Genomic DNA, 17,328 nt, shown 5'->3' with positions numbered 1-17,328 from the left:
AAAACTCAGTGGCCCATGCCGAGGCCGCCGTCCACGGGCAGCACGGCGCCGTTGACGTAGGCGGCCTCGTCCGAGGCCAGGAAGCGCACGGCGCCGGCGATGTCGGCGGGCTCGGCGTAGCGGCCGGCGGGGATCTGGGCGAGCGCGGCGGCGCGCTGGTCGTCGCTGAGCGCATTGGTCATGTCGGTGAGGACGAACCCGGGCGCGACGACGTTCGCGGTGATGTGGCGCGAGCCCAGCTCACGGGCCAGCGAGCGGGCGAGGCCGACCAGGCCGGCCTTGCTGGCGGCGTAGTTGACCTGCCCGGCGCCGCCGGAGAGGCCGATGACCGAGGAGATGAAGATGAACCGGCCCCACTTGGCGCGCAGCATGCCGCGCGAGGCCCGCTTGGCCACCCGGTAGGCGCCGGTGAGGTTCGCGTCGATGACGCTGGTGAACTGCTCCTCGCTCATCCGCATCAGCAGCGTGTCCTGCGTGACGCCCGCGTTGGACACGAGCACCTCCACCGGGCCCTGGTGCTCCTCGACCTGCTTGAACGCCTCGTCGACCTGGGCCGAGTCGGTGACGTCGGCCCGCACGCCGAACAGCCCCTCGGGGGCGCCGGAACCCCGGTGCGTCACGGCCACCCGGTGCCCCTGCGCGGCCAGGTCCCTGGCGATCGCCAGGCCGATGCCGCGGTTGCCGCCCGTGACCAGTACGGACCGTCCCACGTGGTACTCCTCGTACGTTGTCCTTGCGTGTGCCGGCCTGAGGTTATCCGCCGCCGGGAGCCCCGTCCGCACCCGCCACCGCTACCCCTCGGTAGGCCCGGCCACCGGGATGACCGAGGTCACAGGAAGGAGCCCCATGACACCGCCGCCGTGGGAGATCGACCCGGAGACCTGCGCGCTCCTGGTGATCGACATGCAGAACGACTTCGTGCTCGAAGGCTTCCCGATGGAGGTCCCGATGGCCCGCGAGCGCCTCCCCGCGATGCGGGACGTGGTGACGCGCTGCCGCGACGCGGGCGTGCCCGTGGTCTACACCCAGCACATCCTGTTCGACTCGTTCGACGTGTCGCCGCTGGAGACCGCGTACCAGCCGAAGCTGCGCGAGGTCGGCATGCGCGAAGGCAGCCACGGCGCGGAGATCGTCGCCGACCTGAAGCCGGGGCCCGAGGAAATCGTCATCCGCAAGCACCGCTACGACGCCTTCCACAACACGCAGCTGCAGACCGTGCTGAGCACTCTGCGCGGGCCGCACAAGGTCGATACGCTGATCATCACCGGCACGCTCACCGAGGTCTGCTGCGAGTCGACCGCCCGCAGCGCCTTCATGCGGGACTACCAGGTCGCGTTCGTCGCCGACGCGACGGGCGCGCTGTCGGCGGCGGCCCAGGAGGCGACGCTGCGCAATATCGGGATGTTCTTCGGCCGGGTGCTGACCTCCGGCGAGCTGTTCGCGGAGCTGGGCCGGTGAGCGAGCCGGTCGTGCGGATGCCCCTGCGGGTGCGGTTCCACGAATGCGACCCGCAGGGCATCGTGTTCAACGCGCACTACCTGGCCTACTTCGACATGGCGTCGTTCGAGTTCTTCCGCGAGGTCTTCGGGTCCTACGACAACCTGCGGGCACGCGGGGTGGACACCGTGGTGGCGGAGTCGAACCTGCGCTACCGCGCCCCGAGCCACTACGACGAGGAGCTGGTCGTGGCGGTGACGCTGGACCACCTCGGCACGACGTCGCTGGTCCTCGGGTTCACGGTCCTGCGCGGCGAGGAGGTCCTGACCACGGGCATGAACCGGTACGTGTTCGTGGACGCCGAGACGCTCGCGAAGACAGCGCCACCGGACGACGTGCGGGAGAAGCTGGCGGCGCGGATGCCAGAATAGCGGGACCGCCGTTTCCGGCCGGGGCCAACGGGTGAAGGGAAGCCGATCTTCAGGATGTTCCGCGTTCTCTTCTACCGCCCGGAGATCCCACCGAACACCGGCAACGCGATCCGGCTGTCGGCGAACACCGGCGTCCAGCTGCACCTGGTGGAGCCGCTCGGGTTCGCCTTCGAGGACAAGCACCTGCGCCGCGCCGGGCTGGACTACCACGACCTCGCGCACGTCCGCGTGCACCCGGACCTCGACGCCGCGTGGGCCGCGCTGCTGCCGGCGAACGTCTACGCGTTCAGCGCCCGCGCCGAGCACCGCTACACCGACATCGCCTACCAGCCCGGCGACGTGCTGATGTTCGGCCCGGAGTCGGCCGGCCTGCCCGACGAGGTGCAGGAGGCGCCGCAGATCACCAAGCGGGTGCGGCTGCCGATGCGGCCGGGCTCGCGTTCGCTCAACCTCGCCAACACCGCGTCCATCGCCATCTACGAGGCCTGGCGCCAGCACGACTTCCGGTTCGGGGAGTGAGGACAGGTCCTAGGGCAGGCGCTGCCCGAGGAACAGGGCGCTCCCGGCCGCGGCGATGAGCGCGAGCGTGCCCAGCACCACCCACGGCCGGCTCGCGTCGGCCTCCTTGATCTCGTAGCCGATCTGCTCGCCCAGGTCGTCGTAGACCTGCTTGAGCTGTTCGGCCGAGCCCGCCGAGTAGAAGTCGCCGCCCGAGAGGCGCGCGACCTCCTGCAGCGAGCCGTCGTCGACGTCCACAGGTACCTCGCGGCCGTCGATCGTGACCGTGCCGTGGTTGGTACCGAAGGAGATCGTCGAGATCGGGACCTGTTCCTTCTTCGCCTCCTCCGCCGCGGTGAACGCACCGCGCGGGGCGTAGAGGTCTTCGGGCACGGTCTGCTTGCCGTCGCTCATCAGCACGATGCGCGCCGGGGGCGGGCCGTCCGCGCCGCCGACGACCGCCGAGAAACCCTGGACCGCCTGCAGCGCCGCGTAGATGCCCTCACCGGTCGCCGTGGACTGCGCGAGCTTGAGGTTGTCGATCGCGCTGACGACGCTCTGGCGCTCGGTGGTCGGCGCGACGAGGACCGTCGCGGTGCCGGCGAAGGACACCAGCCCCAGATTGATGCCCGGGGTCAGCTGCTGCGCGAACGAGGTGGCCGCGTCCTGCGCCGCCTTGATCCGCGTCGGCTTGACGTCGGTGGCCTCCATCGACAGCGACACGTCGATCACCAGGATCACCGTGGCCCGGTTGCGCGGCACCTTCTGCTCGGCGGTCGGGCCGGCGAGCGCGACCGTGAGCAGGAGGAGCGACACGATGAGCAGCACCGCGGGCACGTGCCGGGGCCAGCCCTGCGAGCGCGGGGCCACCTTCTCCAGCAGCGCCAGGTTCGAGAACCGCATCGTGCGCCTGCGGCGGGCCCGCTGCGCGAGCACGTAGCCGACCGCCACCGCGGCGACCACGATCAGCAGCAGGAACCACCACGGGGCGCTGAATCCGCCGAGACTCACGCGGCGCCCCCCGACCAGCGGCGCTTGCGGGCGACGACGAACCGCACGGTGTCGGCGATCCAGTCGGAGTCGGTGCGCAGCACCAGGTGCGCGGCCCCGGCCTGGCGCAGCGCGCGGGCAACCTGGTCCCGGTGCGCCTGCGCCGCGGCGGCGAACTCCCGGCGCAGCAACGCCGACGCGTGCACCTCGCGCTGCCTGCCGGTCTCCGGGTCGGCGAGCATGATCGTGCCCACCTCGGGCAGGTCGACGTCGCGCGGGTCGATCACCTCGACGGCGATCAGCTCGTGCCGTGCCGACAGCCCGCGCAGCGGCCGCTGCCAGTCCAGCCCGCCGAGGAAGTCCGACACCACGACGGCCAGCCCGCGCCGCCGCGGCGGCCGGCGGAGCTGTTCGATGAGGGCCGCGAGGTCACCGCGGGTGCCCTCGGTGGCACGGGGCAGCTCGGCGAACTTGCGCAGCACACCGCGGACGTGCGCGCGGCCGCCGCGGGCGGGCACCCGCACGGTCTCGGCGCCGTTCGACAGCACCGCGCCGAGGCGGTTCCCGCCGCCACCGGTCAGGTGGGCGATCGCCGCGACGGCGCACAACGCCAGGTCCCGCTTCTCGCACAGCGCGGTGCCGAAGTCGAGGCTCGCCGACAGGTCCGCGGCCACCCACGTCTCCAGCTCGCGGTCGGCGACCGTCTCGCGGATGTGCGGCACCGTGGTGCGCGCGGTGACCGCCCAGTCCATCCGGCGGACGTCGTCACCGGGCTGGTACGGTCGCGCCTCCCCCGGCTCGGAGCCGGGGCCCGGCACCAGGCCGAGGTGGTTGCCCTGCAACAGCCCGTCCAGCCGGCGCCGCACGTCCAGCTCCAGCGTGCGCAGTCCCGCGTCCAGCCGGTCGCCGCGCAGCACCGGCGGCGCCCACGCGGGCCGGTTGTCCTTGTCCTCGCCAGCCACTAGTAACCCGCGGCCCCCATGTGCGCCGGCTGGCCGGGACCGGCCTGCGGGCGGGCGGAGACCTGCGGCAGCGGCACGGTCTGCAGGACGCGGTTGATGATGTGGTCCAGCGGCACGGCGTCGGCCAGCGCGTCGTAGGACAGCACGAGCCGGTGGCGCAGCACATCCGGCACCACGTCCACGACGTCCTGCGGCAGCACGTAGTCCCGGCCGCGCACCAGCGCGAGCGCCCGCGCGCCGGCGATGATGCCGAGGCTCGCGCGTGGCGAGGCGCCGTAGGACACCCAGCCCGCGACGTCGGTCAGGCCGTGCTCGGCCGGGGTGCGGGTGGTCAGCACCAGCCGCACGACGTAGTCGACGAGCGCGTGGTGCACGAACACCTTCGACGCCACGCCCTGCAGCCGCACCAGCTCGGCGGGGCTGAGCACCTCCTGCGGCTCGGGCGGGGCGACGCCCATCCGGTAGACGATCTCGCGCTCCTCCTCCGCGGAGGGGTAGTCGACGACGATCTTGAACAGGAACCGGTCGCGCTGCGCTTCCGGCAGCGGGTACACGCCCTCGTTCTCGATCGGGTTCTGGGTGGCGAGCACCAGGAACGGGTCGGGCATCGGGAAGGTCTTGCCGCCGATCGACACGTGCCGCTCGGCCATCACCTCGAGCATCGCCGACTGCACCTTGGCCGGGGCGCGGTTGATCTCGTCGGCGAGGACGAAGTTGGCCACGACCGGGCCGAGCTCGACGTCGAACCGCTCGCTGCCCTGCCGGTAGATGCGGGTGCCGAGGATGTCGGCCGGGACCAGGTCGGGGGTGAACTGCACGCGCGAGAAGGTGCCGCCGACCACGCGCGCGATCGTCTCCACCGCGAGGGTCTTGGCGACGCCGGGGACGCCTTCCAGCAGCAGGTGCCCCTTCGCCAGCAGGCCCACCAACAGCCGCTCGACCAGCCTGTCCTGCCCGACGATCACCCGCTTGACCTCGAACACGGTGCGTTCGAGCAACTGGCCGTCGCGGGCCGGGGTCGTGCCCTGCTGCCCGTTCGTGCCGTCGGCATAGCCGGGCTCGGTCACGATTCCCTCCTCGATCACGTTCGCCTCTCCCGTGCGACCGTATCGTTAGTCAATCCCAGCTGCGGTGTGAGGGCTGTGAGCTTCACGAATGCCGTAGTCGATCTTCCGGCGTGTCGATGTCCGCGGCCTCGCCGTCCAGTTCCGGCACCGGCACCGGGCCGAGGGCGCCGAACACCTTGCGCAGCGGGAAGTTCGCGGGTTCGGCGGGCAGCACGGCGCGCAGCTTCGCGGTGCGCCACACACCGACGAGCCATTGCCGCCGGCCCTGGGCGTCGACCAGGACGGCGCCGTCGGCGTCCCCGAGAGCCGCGCGCAGTCGGTCCACTGTGGACGCTCGCACGGCGGCGAGGTCACCGGCGAGCACAGCCACCAGCTCCGGTTCCCCGAGCACCGCGAGCCCGGCCGCGAGCGCGGCCACCGGTCCCCCGCCGGGCGGCTCCTCGCGGGTCCAGCGGACGCCGGGGATCCCGGCCCGTTCGGGCCCGACCACGACCACCGGGCCGGCCCCAGCGAGCGCGTCGACGGCACGTCGCAACAGGGGCTTCCCGCCGACCTCGAGCATCGGCTTGTCCACCCCGGACAGCCGGCGCGCGGCGCCGCCGGCGAGCACGATCCCGGCGAAGTCACACACGCCCCCGAGACTAGGGGTGCCGCGCTGGCGCGTCCGTCGAGGGCGGCGGCGGGCTCGGCCGTGCCTCCCGCACCGTGCGTAGGATGCCCGCGTGCAACAGCCCTCCGACCTCGAGACGGTCCGCGAGTCCTACGACCGGGTCGCCGATGCCTACGTGGAGCTCGCCATGGGCCGGTTGGAGGCGGAGCCGTGGCTACGGGCCGTGCTCGCCGCGTTCGCCGAGTCCGTCCGCGGGCTCGGCCCGGTCCTGGACGTCGGCTGCGGCCCCGGCACCGTCACCGCCCACCTCACCGAGCTCGGTCTGGACGCCTCGGGCGTCGACCTGTCGCCGCGCATGGTCGAGCACGCCCACCGGCAATACCCCGGCCTGCGGTTCTCCGTCGCCTCGGCGACCGAGCTCGACCTCGCGCCGGCCTCGCTCGGCGGCGTGCTCGGCTGGTGGTCGCTGTTCAACCTCCCGCGGGAGGCGCTGCCCGGCGTGCTGCGGACCTTCGCCGAGGCGCTCGTCCCCGGCGGTCAGGCGCTGGTCGGCGCGCACGTCGGCGACGGCGACGTGCTGCGGACCGAGGGGTACGGCGGCCTGCCGGTGTCCTGGACGACCCACCTGTACCGGCCCTCGGAGCTGACCGGGATGCTGGTCGACGCCGGTCTCGAGGTGGTCGCCGAGCTGCGGCTGCCCGCGCAGCCGCCGTCGCTGCGCCCGCAGGTGCTGCTCGCTGCGCGGCGCCCGGCCTGACCGACCTACGGCCCGAGTGCTAACCCACCAGCCGGGTCGCGTAGGGCAGGATGTCGCCGTAGCGCACAGGCGTCACCCGCACCACCATGCCGGACTCCGGCGCTTCGATCATCATCCCGGCGCCGAGGTACATCGCCACGTGGTGGATGCCGCTGCGGCCCCAGAACAGCAGGTCCCCGCGGCGCATCTGCGACAGCGGCACCTTGCGCCCGGCGTCGTACTGGTAGCCGCTGTAGTGCGGCAGCGACACGGCGCCGCCGTAGGCGTAGATCATCAGGCCCGAGCAGTCGAACCCGATCTTGCGGTAGTCGCCGTAGGCGTCCGCCACCCCACCGTCGTGGATGCCGCGGGTGGGCCCGCCGGCGTTGCCGCCGCCCCACGCGTAGGGCATGCCGAGCTGGGACATCGCGCGTGCCACGGCCCGCTCGACGACCGCCGACGCCGAGCCCGTGACGGGCCGGACCGCCCCACCGCCACCGCCGCCGGAACCACCCTTGCCCGCGGCGAGCGCCGCCTGCCGGGCCCGCTCGTCGTCCTCACGCTGCTTCTGCGCCAGCCAGTCCTGGTAGCGCTGGCGCTGGCCCTGCAGGCCCGCGACCCGTTGCTGCGCGGTGTAGAGCTGCTGCTCGACGCTGTTCTTGCTCGCCTCCAGGGTCGCGGTCTGCGCCGCCTGCCCCTGCTGCGCCTGCACCGCGGCGGACTGCGCCGCGTCGGCGGTGCGCCTCGCCCGCTCGGCGGCGGCCTGCTTCTGCTGCGCGACCTCAAGTGCGGCGCGCGCGGCCGCGTCCTTGTTGGACTTCTCGGTCTGCGCCTGCTCCATCAGCTGCAGCCCGTTGAGCTGGCTGCCGCTGACCGAGGACAGCAGCTGCGCGCGGGCGAGCAGGTCCTGCGGGCTGGTCGAGCCGAGGTAGGCCGAGATCGAGCCCATCGTGCTGCCCTGCTGGTAGCTGCCCGCGATGAACCCGTCGAGCTGTTGCCGGGCGGCCTCGATCTGCTCGGCCGCGGCGTCGGACTCCCGGCGCGCGGCGTCCGCGTCGGCCTGGGCCTGGCTCGCCGCGTCCTCGGCGGTCTGCTGGTCGACGAGTGCCTTGTTGGCCTCCTCCATCTTCAGCTCGACCTGGTCCTGCAGGTCCGCGAGCCGGGTCTCGGCCTCGGCGAGCTGGTTGGTCAGCTGGCCGACCTCGCCCGCCTTGGCGTTGGCCTGCGCCTGGCCCGAGCTGATCTCGGAGTCGCTGGGGTTGGGCGGCGGGGGCGGCACGGCGGCGGCGGTGCCGGCGACGCCGAACACGGCGGCCAGCGTCAGGGCGCCGACGGTCGCCCAGCGGGACACGCGCTCACGTCTCGTCCTTCGCAACGCACGCCACCTCCGGCTCAAGACACAACTCCCCACACTCGCGTCACAGATGTATCAGACGCACCACCAGAAACTTCACTCTCGTCTGCAACAATTCCCCGTCCGGGGGACCCTTTTCAGCCGATTCGGCGTCCCACGACCGGGATCCCGGAAAAAAGGAGCTGCCGATGACCGGCTTCCGCCGCGTGCCGCCGTGGGTCGCCGCATCGGGCCTGGTCATCCTCGTCCTCGGCACGTTTCTGCCGTGGTTCCGCTCCGGCAGCATTGAACGGCACAGCTATCAGGCCGCCGATTCCGCGGGCCGCCTCGCGTTTTTCGACAACGCGTTCGTCCGCGCGGCTTTGCACATCTGGGTCGCGGTGCCGCTCGTGAGCACGGTGTGCCTGGGGCTGCTCGCGCTCGGCTTCGCGCGGGCGGGCGCAACGATCACGGCCCTGCTGGCGATATCCGTCGGAACCGTCGCGCTGCTCGCCACCGTCCGAAGTGGTGACGAAGGCGGGCTGCTCGGGATCTCCCCGGCCGGTCCTGTCACGACCCTGGCCGGAGCGGGCGTCGCGCTGGCCGGTGCGCTCGGCACGTTCGCCGTCCGGGCCGGGCGCAACCATCCACCTACGACCGCGAGAACTGGGGACCACCCGTGACCACACCCGAGCAGCCAGGCTGGGAACAGCAGCAGCCCGGCTGGCAGCCGCCCACGCAGCCCTACTACGCCCAGCAGGGCTACCCGCAGCAGCAGCCCGGGTACGGCTACGGGTACCCGCCGCCGCAGCAGCCCGGCTACGGGCCCGCCCAGCCGCAGCCGCCACGCCGGCGCCGCCGCGGGCTGATCATCGGCCTGGTGATCGCGCTGGTCGCCGTGGTCGGCGGCGGCACCACCTGGTACCTGCTGGCGCAGGGCGGCTCGGGGGCGGCGACGCCCACCGAAGCCGCGCTGAAGCTGACCAGCTCGCTCGGCAACGGCGACCTCGTCGGCGTGCTGAACAGCCTCGCCCCCGCCGAGGCCGCGCTGTTCACCGATCCGGTGCAGGACGCGACGGGCGAGCTCAAGCGGCTGCAGGTGCTCGACGGCAGTGCGGACCCGAAAGCGCTGAGCGGCGTCGGGGTCAAGACGCAGAACCTGACGTTCGACGAGGCCGGTGCCCAGCAGGTCAACGACCACGTCACGATCACCAAGCTCACCGGCGGCACGCTCACCGTCACCAGCGACTTCGGCAAGCTGCCGCTGGCCAAGCAGTTCCTCGACGAAGCGGTGCCCGGCGGTGCGCGCTCGGCGCAGGGCCAGGAGACCAAGACGATCGACATCGCCGAGGAGGTCCGCAAGTCCGGCGAGCCGGTGCGGATCGCGACGGTGAAGGTCGACGGCGAGTGGTACCCGAGCCTGCTCTACACCGTCGCCGACTACGCGCTGAAGGACGCCGGCGAGCCGTGGCCCTCGACCTCCGTCCCCGCCGCCGGTGCCGCCTCGGCGAACGACGCGGTGAAGGACATCCTGCAGGCGGGCCTGGACGCCGACATCCGGCGCGTGATCGAGCTGCTGCCACCGGACGAGATGGGCGCGCTGCACGACGCGGGCCCCGCGATCCTCAAGGCGGCCGAAGGCCAGACCGAACCCACCGGGGCGAAGGTCCTCGACCTGCGGACGCAGACCTCCCCGGTCACCGGCGGCACCCGCGCGACGCTGACCTCGCTGCGGCTGCAGGATCCCTCGGGCGAGGTCTACACGTTCGCCAAGGACGGCGACTGCTACCAGCTCAGCGGCGAAGGCCACAGCGAGCGGATGTGCGCCGACGACGTGGCCAACCGGATCGAGGACGAGACAGGGTCCGTGCCGTCGCAGGTGCGCTCGGTGCTGCAGCACCTGACCGGCGGGATCCTGAAGCAGGGCGTCGGAGTGGTCACCACGCAGGTGAACGGGAAGTACTACGTCAGCCCCATCCGCACCCTCACCGAGCAGGGCATGACGGTGCTGCGCAGCCTGCAGCCCGGCGACATCACCGCGCTGCTCAAGTTCGCCAGGTAGCTCATCCCGCGTCGCGGGCGTGTCCTGCTTGCCTGCAAAAAAGGACAAGCGTACTGTTTGACGTGTTGGGAGCCTGCGCCGTCCCCGCGTCTGCGGACGCCGCGCGCGTGCGCCAGACTCGCTTCAAAGACCCGACTGACGACCGGGACGTCGCCACAGGCACCACACCGCGCGGCGGCGTCCGAGCCCTGGAGACAGACGTGACCGCACCTGCCAGCAAGGACAGCTTCGGCGCCCGCGACACCCTGAAGGTCGGTGACGCCTCGTACGAGGTGTTCCGGCTGAACAAGGTCGAGGGCGCCGAGCGGCTGCCCTACAGCCTGAAGATCCTGCTCGAGAACCTGCTGCGCACCGAGGACGGCGCGAACATCACCGCCGAGCACGTCCGCGCGCTGGCCGGGTGGGACGCCACCGCCGACCCGTCGATCGAGATCCAGTTCACCCCGGCCCGCGTCGTGATGCAGGACTTCACGGGCGTGCCGTGCGTGGTGGACCTCGCGACCATGCGCGAAGCCGTCACCGACCTCGGCGGCGACCCGGACAAGGTCAACCCGCTCGCCCCGGCCGAGCTGGTCATCGACCACTCGGTGATCATCGACGTGTTCGGCCGGGCGGACGCGTTCGAGCGCAACGTCGAGATCGAGTACGAGCGCAACCGCGAGCGCTACCAGTTCCTGCGCTGGGGCCAGGGCGCCTTCGACGAGTTCAAGGTCGTCCCGCCCGGCACCGGCATCGTGCACCAGGTGAACCTCGAGTACCTGGCCCGCACGGTCATGGCCCGCAACGGCCAGGCGTACCCGGACACCGTCGTCGGCACCGACTCGCACACCACCATGGTCAACGGCCTCGGCGTGCTGGGCTGGGGCGTCGGCGGCATCGAGGCCGAGGCCGCGATGCTGGGCCAGCCGGTGTCGATGCTCATCCCGCGGGTGGTGGGCTTCAGGCTCACCGGCGAGATCCCGGCCGGCGTGACCGCGACCGACGTGGTGCTCACGATCACGCAGATGCTGCGTCAGCACGGCGTGGTCGGCAAGTTCGTCGAGTTCTACGGCGAGAGCGTCGCGGCCGTGCCGCTGGCCAACCGGGCCACCATCGGCAACATGAGCCCCGAGTTCGGCTCCACCGCCGCGATCTTCCCGATCGACGAGGAGACCCTGCGCTACCTGAAGCTGACCGGCCGCTCGGCCGAGCAGCTGGCGCTGGTCGAGGCCTACGCCAAGGAGCAGGGCCTCTGGCACGACCCGTCGCGCGAGGCGACCTACTCCGAGTACCTCGAGCTGGACCTGTCGACGGTCGTCCCGTCGATCGCCGGCCCGAAGCGCCCGCAGGACCGCATCGAGCTGACCGACGCGAAGTCCTCGTTCCGCAAGTCGGTGCACGACTACGCCGAGAACGACCAGCGCACCCCGCACACCAACGTGGACGAGGCCGTCGAGGAGACCTTCCCGGCGAGTGACCCCGCCACCCTCTCGTTCGCCGACGAGGACGCCGTCCCGGTGCAGTCCGCCGCGAACGGCGCGTCCGGCCGCCCGTCGAAGCCGGTCACGGTGAAGTCCGAGGAACGCGGTGAGTTCGTGCTCGACCACGGCGCCGTCGTGATCGCGTCGATCACCTCGTGCACCAACACCTCGAACCCGTCGGTCATGCTGGGCGCGGCGCTGCTGGCCCGCAACGCGGTGGAGAAGGGCCTGGCCGTCAAGCCGTGGGTCAAGACCTCCATGGCGCCGGGCTCGCAGGTCGTCACCGACTACTACGAGAAGGCCGGCCTCTGGCCCTACCTGGAGAAGCTGGGCTACCACCTGGTCGGCTACGGCTGCACCACCTGCATCGGCAACTCCGGCCCGCTGCCGGAGGAGATCTCCGCGGCGGTGCAGGAGAACGACCTGACCGTCGTGTCGGTCCTGTCGGGCAACCGGAACTTCGAGGGCCGGATCAACCCCGACGTCAAGATGAACTACCTGGCCTCGCCGCCGCTGGTGATCGCCTACGCGCTGGCCGGCACGATGGACTTCGACTTCGAGGAGCAGCCGCTCGGGCAGGACTCGGACGGCAACGACGTCTTCCTGCGCGACATCTGGCCCTCGCCGCAGGAGATCCAGCAGACCATCGACTCGGCCATCACGCAGGAGATGTTCGCGAAGGACTACGCGGACGTGTTCGACGGCGGCGAGCGGTGGAAGTCGCTGCCGACGCCGGAGGGCAAGACCTTCGCGTGGGACGCGGAGTCCACCTACGTGCGCAAGCCCCCGTACTTCGAGGGCATGGAGGCCGAGCCGGCGCCGGTCGAGGACATCGCCGACGCGCGGGTGCTGGCGAAGCTGGGCGACTCGGTCACCACCGACCACATCTCCCCCGCGGGCGCCATCAAGGAGGACTCCCCCGCCGGCCGGTACCTGAAGGAACACGGTATCGAGCGGAAGGACTTCAACTCCTACGGTTCCCGCCGCGGCAACCACGAGGTGATGATCCGGGGCACCTTCGCCAACATCCGGCTGCGCAACCAGCTGCTGGACGACGTGCAGGGCGGCTACACCCGCGACTTCACCCAGGACGGCGCCCCGCAGGCGTTCATCTACGACGCGGCGCAGAACTACGCGCAGGCCCGCATCCCGCTGATCGTGCTGGGCGGCAAGGAGTACGGCTCGGGCTCGTCCCGCGACTGGGCCGCCAAGGGCACGAGCCTGCTGGGCGTGCGCGCGGTCATCGCCGAATCGTTCGAGCGCATCCACCGGTCGAACCTGATCGGCATGGGCGTCATCCCGCTGCAGTTCCCCGAGGGCGAGTCGGCCTCGTCGCTGGGCCTGGACGGCACGGAGACCTTCGACATCGCGGGCATCACCAAGCTGAACAACGGTGAGACCCCGCGGACGGTGCACGTCACCGCGACGAAGGAGGACGGCTCGAAGGCCGAGTTCGACGCGGTCGTGCGCATCGACACCCCCGGTGAGGCGGACTACTACCGCAACGGCGGCATCCTGCAGTACGTGCTGCGCAAGATGACCCGCGCCTGATCATTCAGGTACCGCCGAAGGCGCCGCGGGGCAACCCGCGGCGCCTTTCTTCTTGCGGCACAAGGAAAAGCGCCCTCCCACCGGGAACGGTGAGAGGGCGCTTCCGTGCGCGAGCCCGGTCAGTGGTGGCCGTGCCCGTCGTTCACGACGGCGCCGGTCTTCGGGTCCAGCTGTACCGCGGGCGCGGGACGCCCGTGGAAGTCCAGCATGTTCCACAGCCCACCCGCGCGGCTGTCGAACGACGAGCCGCCGATCCGCCCTGCCGACCAGTTGTCCTCGATGAACTGCAGGACCGAGGTCTGGTCGGTGCGGGTGTGGTCGACGAAGTTCGTCTTGCTGAAGGGCGAGATCACCAGCAGCGGCAGGCGCGGGCCGTAGCCACAGCGGTCGGCCGTGGCGCCCAGCTGGGTCTTCTCGCCCGTGCAGACCGCCGAGTCCTGCGTGGCGTCCTGCGAGCCGTTGACGATCTTCGAGTCGGCGTGGTCGTACCAGCCGTCGGAGTCGTCGTAGGCCAGTACGATCGCCGTGGAGTCCCAGTCCTTGGAGTGCTGGATCTTGTCGATCTCGCTCACCACGAACTGCTGCTCGTCCAGCGGGTCGGAGTTCGCCGCGTGCGCGTCCTGGTAGGCCGGGGCCTTGAGGAAGCTCACCGCGGGCATGTTCCCGGCCTGCAGCGCCGCGTCGAAGTCGGTGATGTCGTACTGGTGGTTGGCCTGGTCGGTCTGCCCGATCGCGGCCACCGAGGTCGGCGGCAGGTGCTTCTCGTTCGCCGTCGACTGGTAGTACTGGAACGGCTGGTGGTGCGGGCTGTAGTCGGTGACCGGGATGCCGCCGACGTTGTTGTGCGTCTGGCCGCACACCGCGTAACCGTTGGCGGAGCCGGTCGGCCGGAAGCCGCCCTGGAACCAGCCCCAGGTGACGCCCTGCTGGTTGAGCAGGTCACCGACGTTCTGGCCGTGCATGGCCAGCAGGTTCGTGCTGGCCGTGTGGTTCTTGTCCGAGCAGTCGTCGAACGCCGGGTCCGGGTCGCCGATCACCGTGCCCACGCCGCGGGCGTCCGGCGACACCACGACCGAGCTGTCCTTGACCTCGTCGTGGGTGACCGGGTCGACCGGGACGCCGCCGCCGGTCTGGCCCGAGATCAGGTTGATGGCACCGGGGGTGGACGGGCCGAACACCGTGTTGTAGGAGTTGTCGCTCATCGCGTAGTTCTGCGCGTAGTTCCACAGGCCGGTGACGGTGTTGCCGTCGTAGTAGTCCATCACCAGGCCGGGCTCGCCGAACAGGATCGGCTGGCCGGTGCACTTGTCCGTCTCGGTGTTCTCGACGAACTTGTCCATCCTGCCGCCGTCGAACGCCTTCTGCTCAGCACCGTAGGAGTGGTTCTGGTCGCAGGTCAGCGCCTGGCTCGGGGACAGCCGCTTGGGGTCGTAGGCGTTGGGGTTGTCCTTGAGCAGCTGCGGGGTGAGCCCGTCCGCCTTCGGGGTGCCGTTGGCGGCGACGAACTTGGTCCCGTCGGTGTTGGCCGCGTTGGGATAGGTGCCGAAGTAGTGGTCGTAGGAGACGTTCTCGCCGAAGATCACCACGACGTGCTTGATGGGCGTCGAGGTGTGCAACCCCTCGGCGTGCAACGGCTGCAGCGGCTGCGCGTCGGCGCCGCCGACGGCCGTGGTGACCGCGACGGCCACCCCGGCCGCGACGACCAGCGCGCCGCCGCCGAAGAGCGTTCGCTTACGGCGCCATCTGCCGGAAGCTCTGTCCACAGTGTCCTCCTGCTTGTGGTGGGGAACGGTTCCCTCCGGTCAGGCCAGCAAGGCCCGGCCGAAGAAGTCGGTCGGCCCGGCGACGCCGGGCAGTGCGAAGAAGTACCCGCCGCCGAACGGCGAGATGTAGTCCACGAGCGGCTCGTCGGCCAGCCGGGTCTGCACGGCTTCGAACTGCCGCGCGATGTCCTGCTGGTAGCAGGTGAAGACCAGGCCCATGTCGAGGTTGCCGTTGCTGTCCACGCCGCGGTCGTAGTTGCAGGCCCGGCGCAGGATCCGGCTGGCGTCGGTCTCCGCGGTGCGCGGGTTGGCGCGGCGGATGTGGCTGGTGAGCGGGATGACGGTGCCGACCGGGTCCTGCGCGTACTGCGGGATGTCGGTCTCGTGCGCCCCGTCCAGCGGTGCCCCGCTGTCGCGGCGGCGGCCGAACATGTTCTCCTGCTCCGAGAGCGACACCCGGTCCCAGAACTCGACGAGCATCCGGATCAGCCGGATCACCTGGTAGCTGCCGCCGGCGGTCCAGCCGGGCTCGCCGCCGCCGGAGACCCAGACGAGCCGGTCGAGCTCGTCGTCGGCCGGGTTGGCGATGCCGTCCTTGAACCCCATCAGGTTGCGCGGGGTGCCCTCGGGCCGCGGCGGAGAGCTGAACCCGTTGATGCGCCAGCGAAGTTGCATGCCGCCGCGGGTGGCGCGGGCGATGTCGCGCAGGGCGTGCACGACGGTGTCGGTGTTCGCGGCGGCCAGCGTCAGGCTCAGGTCGCCGTGGCACTGGGTGGGGTCGAGCGCGTCGTTGGGAAATGTGCGCATCTCGGTGAGCCTCGCGGGTTTGCGGTCGGCGAGTGCGTACCGGTCGTCGAACAGCGACGCACCGACCCCGAGGGTGACGGTGAGCGCGTCGGCGGGCACGGTGGGCCCGAGCACGCCGGAGTCGGGGGGCGGTGCGGTGATCCCGACCGCGCCCGGGGTGCCGCCGGCGGTGAGGATGCGGGACCGGTCGGTGATGCCGCGCAACAGATCCGTCAGCTCGGCCCGGTTCTCGGCGATGACGTCGAAAGAGGCCACAATGGACTGCGCAGGCGGCTTGCGCAGGATGCCGGCCTGGTGCGTGCCGTGGAACGGCAGGTTCTCCGCGGCGGACGCGTCCTTAGATCCGGCTCCCACGGCCAGGCCCGTTCCGGCGGCGGCCGCGGTGACACCCGCGCCGAGCACCGCCCCGCGCAGGAACGAGCGACGGCCCACGTTCGGCGTCACGAGACCCGCCTCGGCTCCGTGATCGCGGCGACCGGGGCCAGGCGCTCGACCAGCCCGCTGACGTCGCCGTCGATCTTCTCGTGCTGCTCGCGGGTCAGCAGCATGACCGGCGTCCAGCTGCCGTCCGGCCGCTGTGCCGCGCGCAGCGCCCTGTCGGTGCGGTCGATCCAGTTGTCCACATCGGACAGCTGCGGTAGCCGCGGGGTGAGCAACGGGCGCAGCACGTTCAGCACGGCCCTGGTGCCGTCGAGGTTGGCCAGCGCGGTGGCGAGGCCGGTGCCGCTGCCGTAGTCGGCCCGCCCGGTGAGTTCGAACTGCAGGGTGTTCTCCATGATCTCGTGGGCGCGCAGGCCCAGGTCGTTCGGGTCGACCTGCAGGTCGTCGAACCCGTCGCGCAGCGTGTGCACGTCGGCGTCGAGCCGGTCGGCGACCGCGGCGAGCGCGGGCATGTCCTCGTTGTGCCACAAGCCGTTCTCGAGCCGGTGGAAGCCGGTGAAGCCGGGGTCGGTGGTGCCGCCGGGCAGACCGTCCGCCGTGCCGTTGATCGCGCCGTCCGAGTCACCGAAGGCGTCATAGGCGGCGCCTAGGCGTTCGTAGGCCAGGTGCGCGGTGAGCCAGGCCCGTTCGGCGCCGGCGCGGTCCTGCGCGTGCACGGTGTTCTGGAGGGCGTCGGTGTCGGCGATGAGGCTGTCGAGGCCCGTGCCGACGTAGGTCTTGTAGTCGCGCAGCGGGCCGAGGAGGTCGTTGCGGGTCACCGGCACGACGGCCGGGCCGGACCGCTCGGTGCCGCCGGTGACGGTCGCGCTGGGGCCGGTGATCGGGTCGGTCTCCTCGAGGGCGCACCGGAAGGCGTAGCTGCCGTTGCCGAGCTCGACCTGCATGGTCCGGGTCGTGCCGGACCCGATGCCCTCGACCTCGCCGAAGACCGTGCCGGTGGCCGGGTCGATCAGGTCGACCTCGGCCGTGATCGCGTCGGTGTTGTGCAGCTGGAAGGTCTGCGCACCCGGTCGCGGGTCGGTCCAGCCCTCGCCGCAGGACGACCGGGACACCGTGATGACCGGCTCCCCGCCGGCGGCCGCGGAGGTGCTGCGCCAGACCACGATGCCCGCGCCGGCGCCGACTAGTACCACGGCGAGCACCAGGCCCGGAATCCAGCGCGACACCGTGCTCCTATCGC

Annotated in this window: 16 protein-coding genes; 7 read left to right on the top strand and 9 right to left on the bottom strand. The window is 71.5% G+C overall.

Translation table 11 applies throughout. The features are described from left to right. Nucleotides 1-5: 5 nt before the first annotated feature. A complete protein-coding gene (fabG, locus tag LWP59_RS15085; RefSeq protein WP_144641747.1) occupies nucleotides 6-710 on the bottom strand; it encodes a beta-ketoacyl-ACP reductase in 705 nt (234 codons plus the stop codon). Nucleotides 711-846: 136 nt separating this feature from the next. On the opposite strand from fabG, the gene LWP59_RS15080 reads away from it, so the two are divergent. The 3 genes from LWP59_RS15080 to LWP59_RS15070 are packed head-to-tail and all read left to right on the top strand — an operon-like array spanning nucleotide 847 to nucleotide 2,387. Beyond that, nucleotides 847-1,458, top strand: a complete 612-nt coding sequence (locus LWP59_RS15080) for an isochorismatase family protein (RefSeq protein ID WP_186383355.1) — start codon at nucleotides 847-849, stop codon at nucleotides 1,456-1,458. Between the two features lie 17 nt (nucleotides 1,459-1,475). After that, entirely contained in the window at nucleotides 1,476-1,868 is a 393-nt protein-coding gene (locus LWP59_RS15075; protein WP_144641765.1) for an acyl-CoA thioesterase, read from the top strand. A 54-nt stretch (nucleotides 1,869-1,922) separates the two neighbouring features. Next, on the top strand, nucleotides 1,923-2,387 hold the full coding sequence (locus tag LWP59_RS15070; protein WP_144641749.1) for a tRNA (cytidine(34)-2'-O)-methyltransferase: 465 nt from the start codon (nucleotides 1,923-1,925) through the stop codon (nucleotides 2,385-2,387). A gap of 9 nt (nucleotides 2,388-2,396) precedes the next feature. On the opposite strand, the gene LWP59_RS15065 is transcribed toward LWP59_RS15070, so the two are convergent. From LWP59_RS15065 to mobA, 4 genes are all read right to left on the bottom strand, one after another. Continuing rightward, nucleotides 2,397-3,377, bottom strand: coding sequence for a VWA domain-containing protein (locus LWP59_RS15065; RefSeq protein ID WP_144641750.1), 981 nt, complete (start codon nucleotides 3,375-3,377; stop codon nucleotides 2,397-2,399). After that, nucleotides 3,374-4,318 (bottom strand): DUF58 domain-containing protein, encoded by a 945-nt coding sequence (locus tag LWP59_RS15060; RefSeq protein ID WP_144641751.1) that lies wholly within the window; start codon nucleotides 4,316-4,318, stop codon nucleotides 3,374-3,376. The genes LWP59_RS15065 and LWP59_RS15060 overlap by 4 nt, the downstream gene beginning before the upstream one ends. Beyond that, nucleotides 4,318-5,385: an AAA family ATPase gene (locus LWP59_RS15055; RefSeq protein ID WP_144641766.1), complete on the bottom strand. Its 1,068-nt coding sequence runs from the start codon at nucleotides 5,383-5,385 to the stop codon at nucleotides 4,318-4,320. The genes LWP59_RS15060 and LWP59_RS15055 overlap by 1 nt, the downstream gene beginning before the upstream one ends. Nucleotides 5,386-5,467: 82 nt before the next feature. After that, nucleotides 5,468-5,947, bottom strand: a complete 480-nt coding sequence (mobA, locus tag LWP59_RS15050) for a molybdenum cofactor guanylyltransferase (RefSeq protein ID WP_373299440.1) — start codon at nucleotides 5,945-5,947, stop codon at nucleotides 5,468-5,470. A gap of 160 nt (nucleotides 5,948-6,107) precedes the next feature. On the opposite strand from mobA, the gene LWP59_RS15045 reads away from it, so the two are divergent. Continuing rightward, on the top strand, nucleotides 6,108-6,752 hold the full coding sequence (locus LWP59_RS15045) for a class I SAM-dependent methyltransferase (protein WP_229857430.1): 645 nt from the start codon (nucleotides 6,108-6,110) through the stop codon (nucleotides 6,750-6,752). A 19-nt stretch (nucleotides 6,753-6,771) separates the two neighbouring features. On the opposite strand, the gene LWP59_RS15040 is transcribed toward LWP59_RS15045, so the two are convergent. Then, nucleotides 6,772-8,106 (bottom strand): C40 family peptidase, encoded by a 1,335-nt coding sequence (locus LWP59_RS15040; RefSeq protein ID WP_229857429.1) that lies wholly within the window; start codon nucleotides 8,104-8,106, stop codon nucleotides 6,772-6,774. 167 nt (nucleotides 8,107-8,273) lie between these two features. Here LWP59_RS15040 and LWP59_RS15035 point away from each other — a divergent pair, with 167 nt between their 5' ends. The 3 genes from LWP59_RS15035 (at nucleotide 8,274) to acnA (ending at nucleotide 13,137) form a co-directional block, all read left to right on the top strand. Beyond that, nucleotides 8,274-8,747: a hypothetical protein gene (locus tag LWP59_RS15035; RefSeq protein ID WP_144645637.1), complete on the top strand. Its 474-nt coding sequence runs from the start codon at nucleotides 8,274-8,276 to the stop codon at nucleotides 8,745-8,747. Beyond that, nucleotides 8,744-10,126 (top strand): flagellar basal body protein FliL, encoded by a 1,383-nt coding sequence (locus LWP59_RS15030; protein ID WP_144645639.1) that lies wholly within the window; start codon nucleotides 8,744-8,746, stop codon nucleotides 10,124-10,126. Before LWP59_RS15035 ends, LWP59_RS15030 begins: the two co-directional genes overlap by 4 nt. 200 nt (nucleotides 10,127-10,326) lie before the next feature. Then, a complete protein-coding gene (gene acnA / locus LWP59_RS15025) occupies nucleotides 10,327-13,137 on the top strand; it encodes an aconitate hydratase AcnA (protein ID WP_144645641.1) in 2,811 nt (936 codons plus the stop codon). 119 nt (nucleotides 13,138-13,256) lie between these two features. Here acnA and LWP59_RS15020 read toward each other — a convergent pair whose 3' ends face one another. The 3 genes from LWP59_RS15020 to LWP59_RS15010 are packed head-to-tail and all read right to left on the bottom strand — an operon-like array spanning nucleotide 13,257 to nucleotide 17,314. Then, nucleotides 13,257-14,900, bottom strand: a complete 1,644-nt coding sequence (locus tag LWP59_RS15020) for a phospholipase C (RefSeq protein ID WP_144645643.1) — start codon at nucleotides 14,898-14,900, stop codon at nucleotides 13,257-13,259. Nucleotides 14,901-14,939: 39 nt separating this feature from the next. Beyond that, nucleotides 14,940-16,151, bottom strand: coding sequence for a Dyp-type peroxidase (locus tag LWP59_RS15015; protein ID WP_144645645.1), 1,212 nt, complete (start codon nucleotides 16,149-16,151; stop codon nucleotides 14,940-14,942). After that, nucleotides 16,148-17,314: an EfeM/EfeO family lipoprotein gene (locus LWP59_RS15010; protein ID WP_144645647.1), complete on the bottom strand. Its 1,167-nt coding sequence runs from the start codon at nucleotides 17,312-17,314 to the stop codon at nucleotides 16,148-16,150. Before LWP59_RS15010 ends, LWP59_RS15015 begins: the two co-directional genes overlap by 4 nt. Between the last annotated feature and the right edge of the window lie 14 nt (nucleotides 17,315-17,328).

The sequence above is a fragment of the Amycolatopsis acidiphila genome (genome assembly GCF_021391495.1).
GTDB lineage: Bacteria > Actinomycetota > Actinomycetes > Mycobacteriales > Pseudonocardiaceae > Amycolatopsis_E > Amycolatopsis_E acidiphila.
The sequence above is the reverse complement of the archived record's forward strand: the minus strand, read 5'-3'. Positions and strand labels throughout refer to the sequence as shown.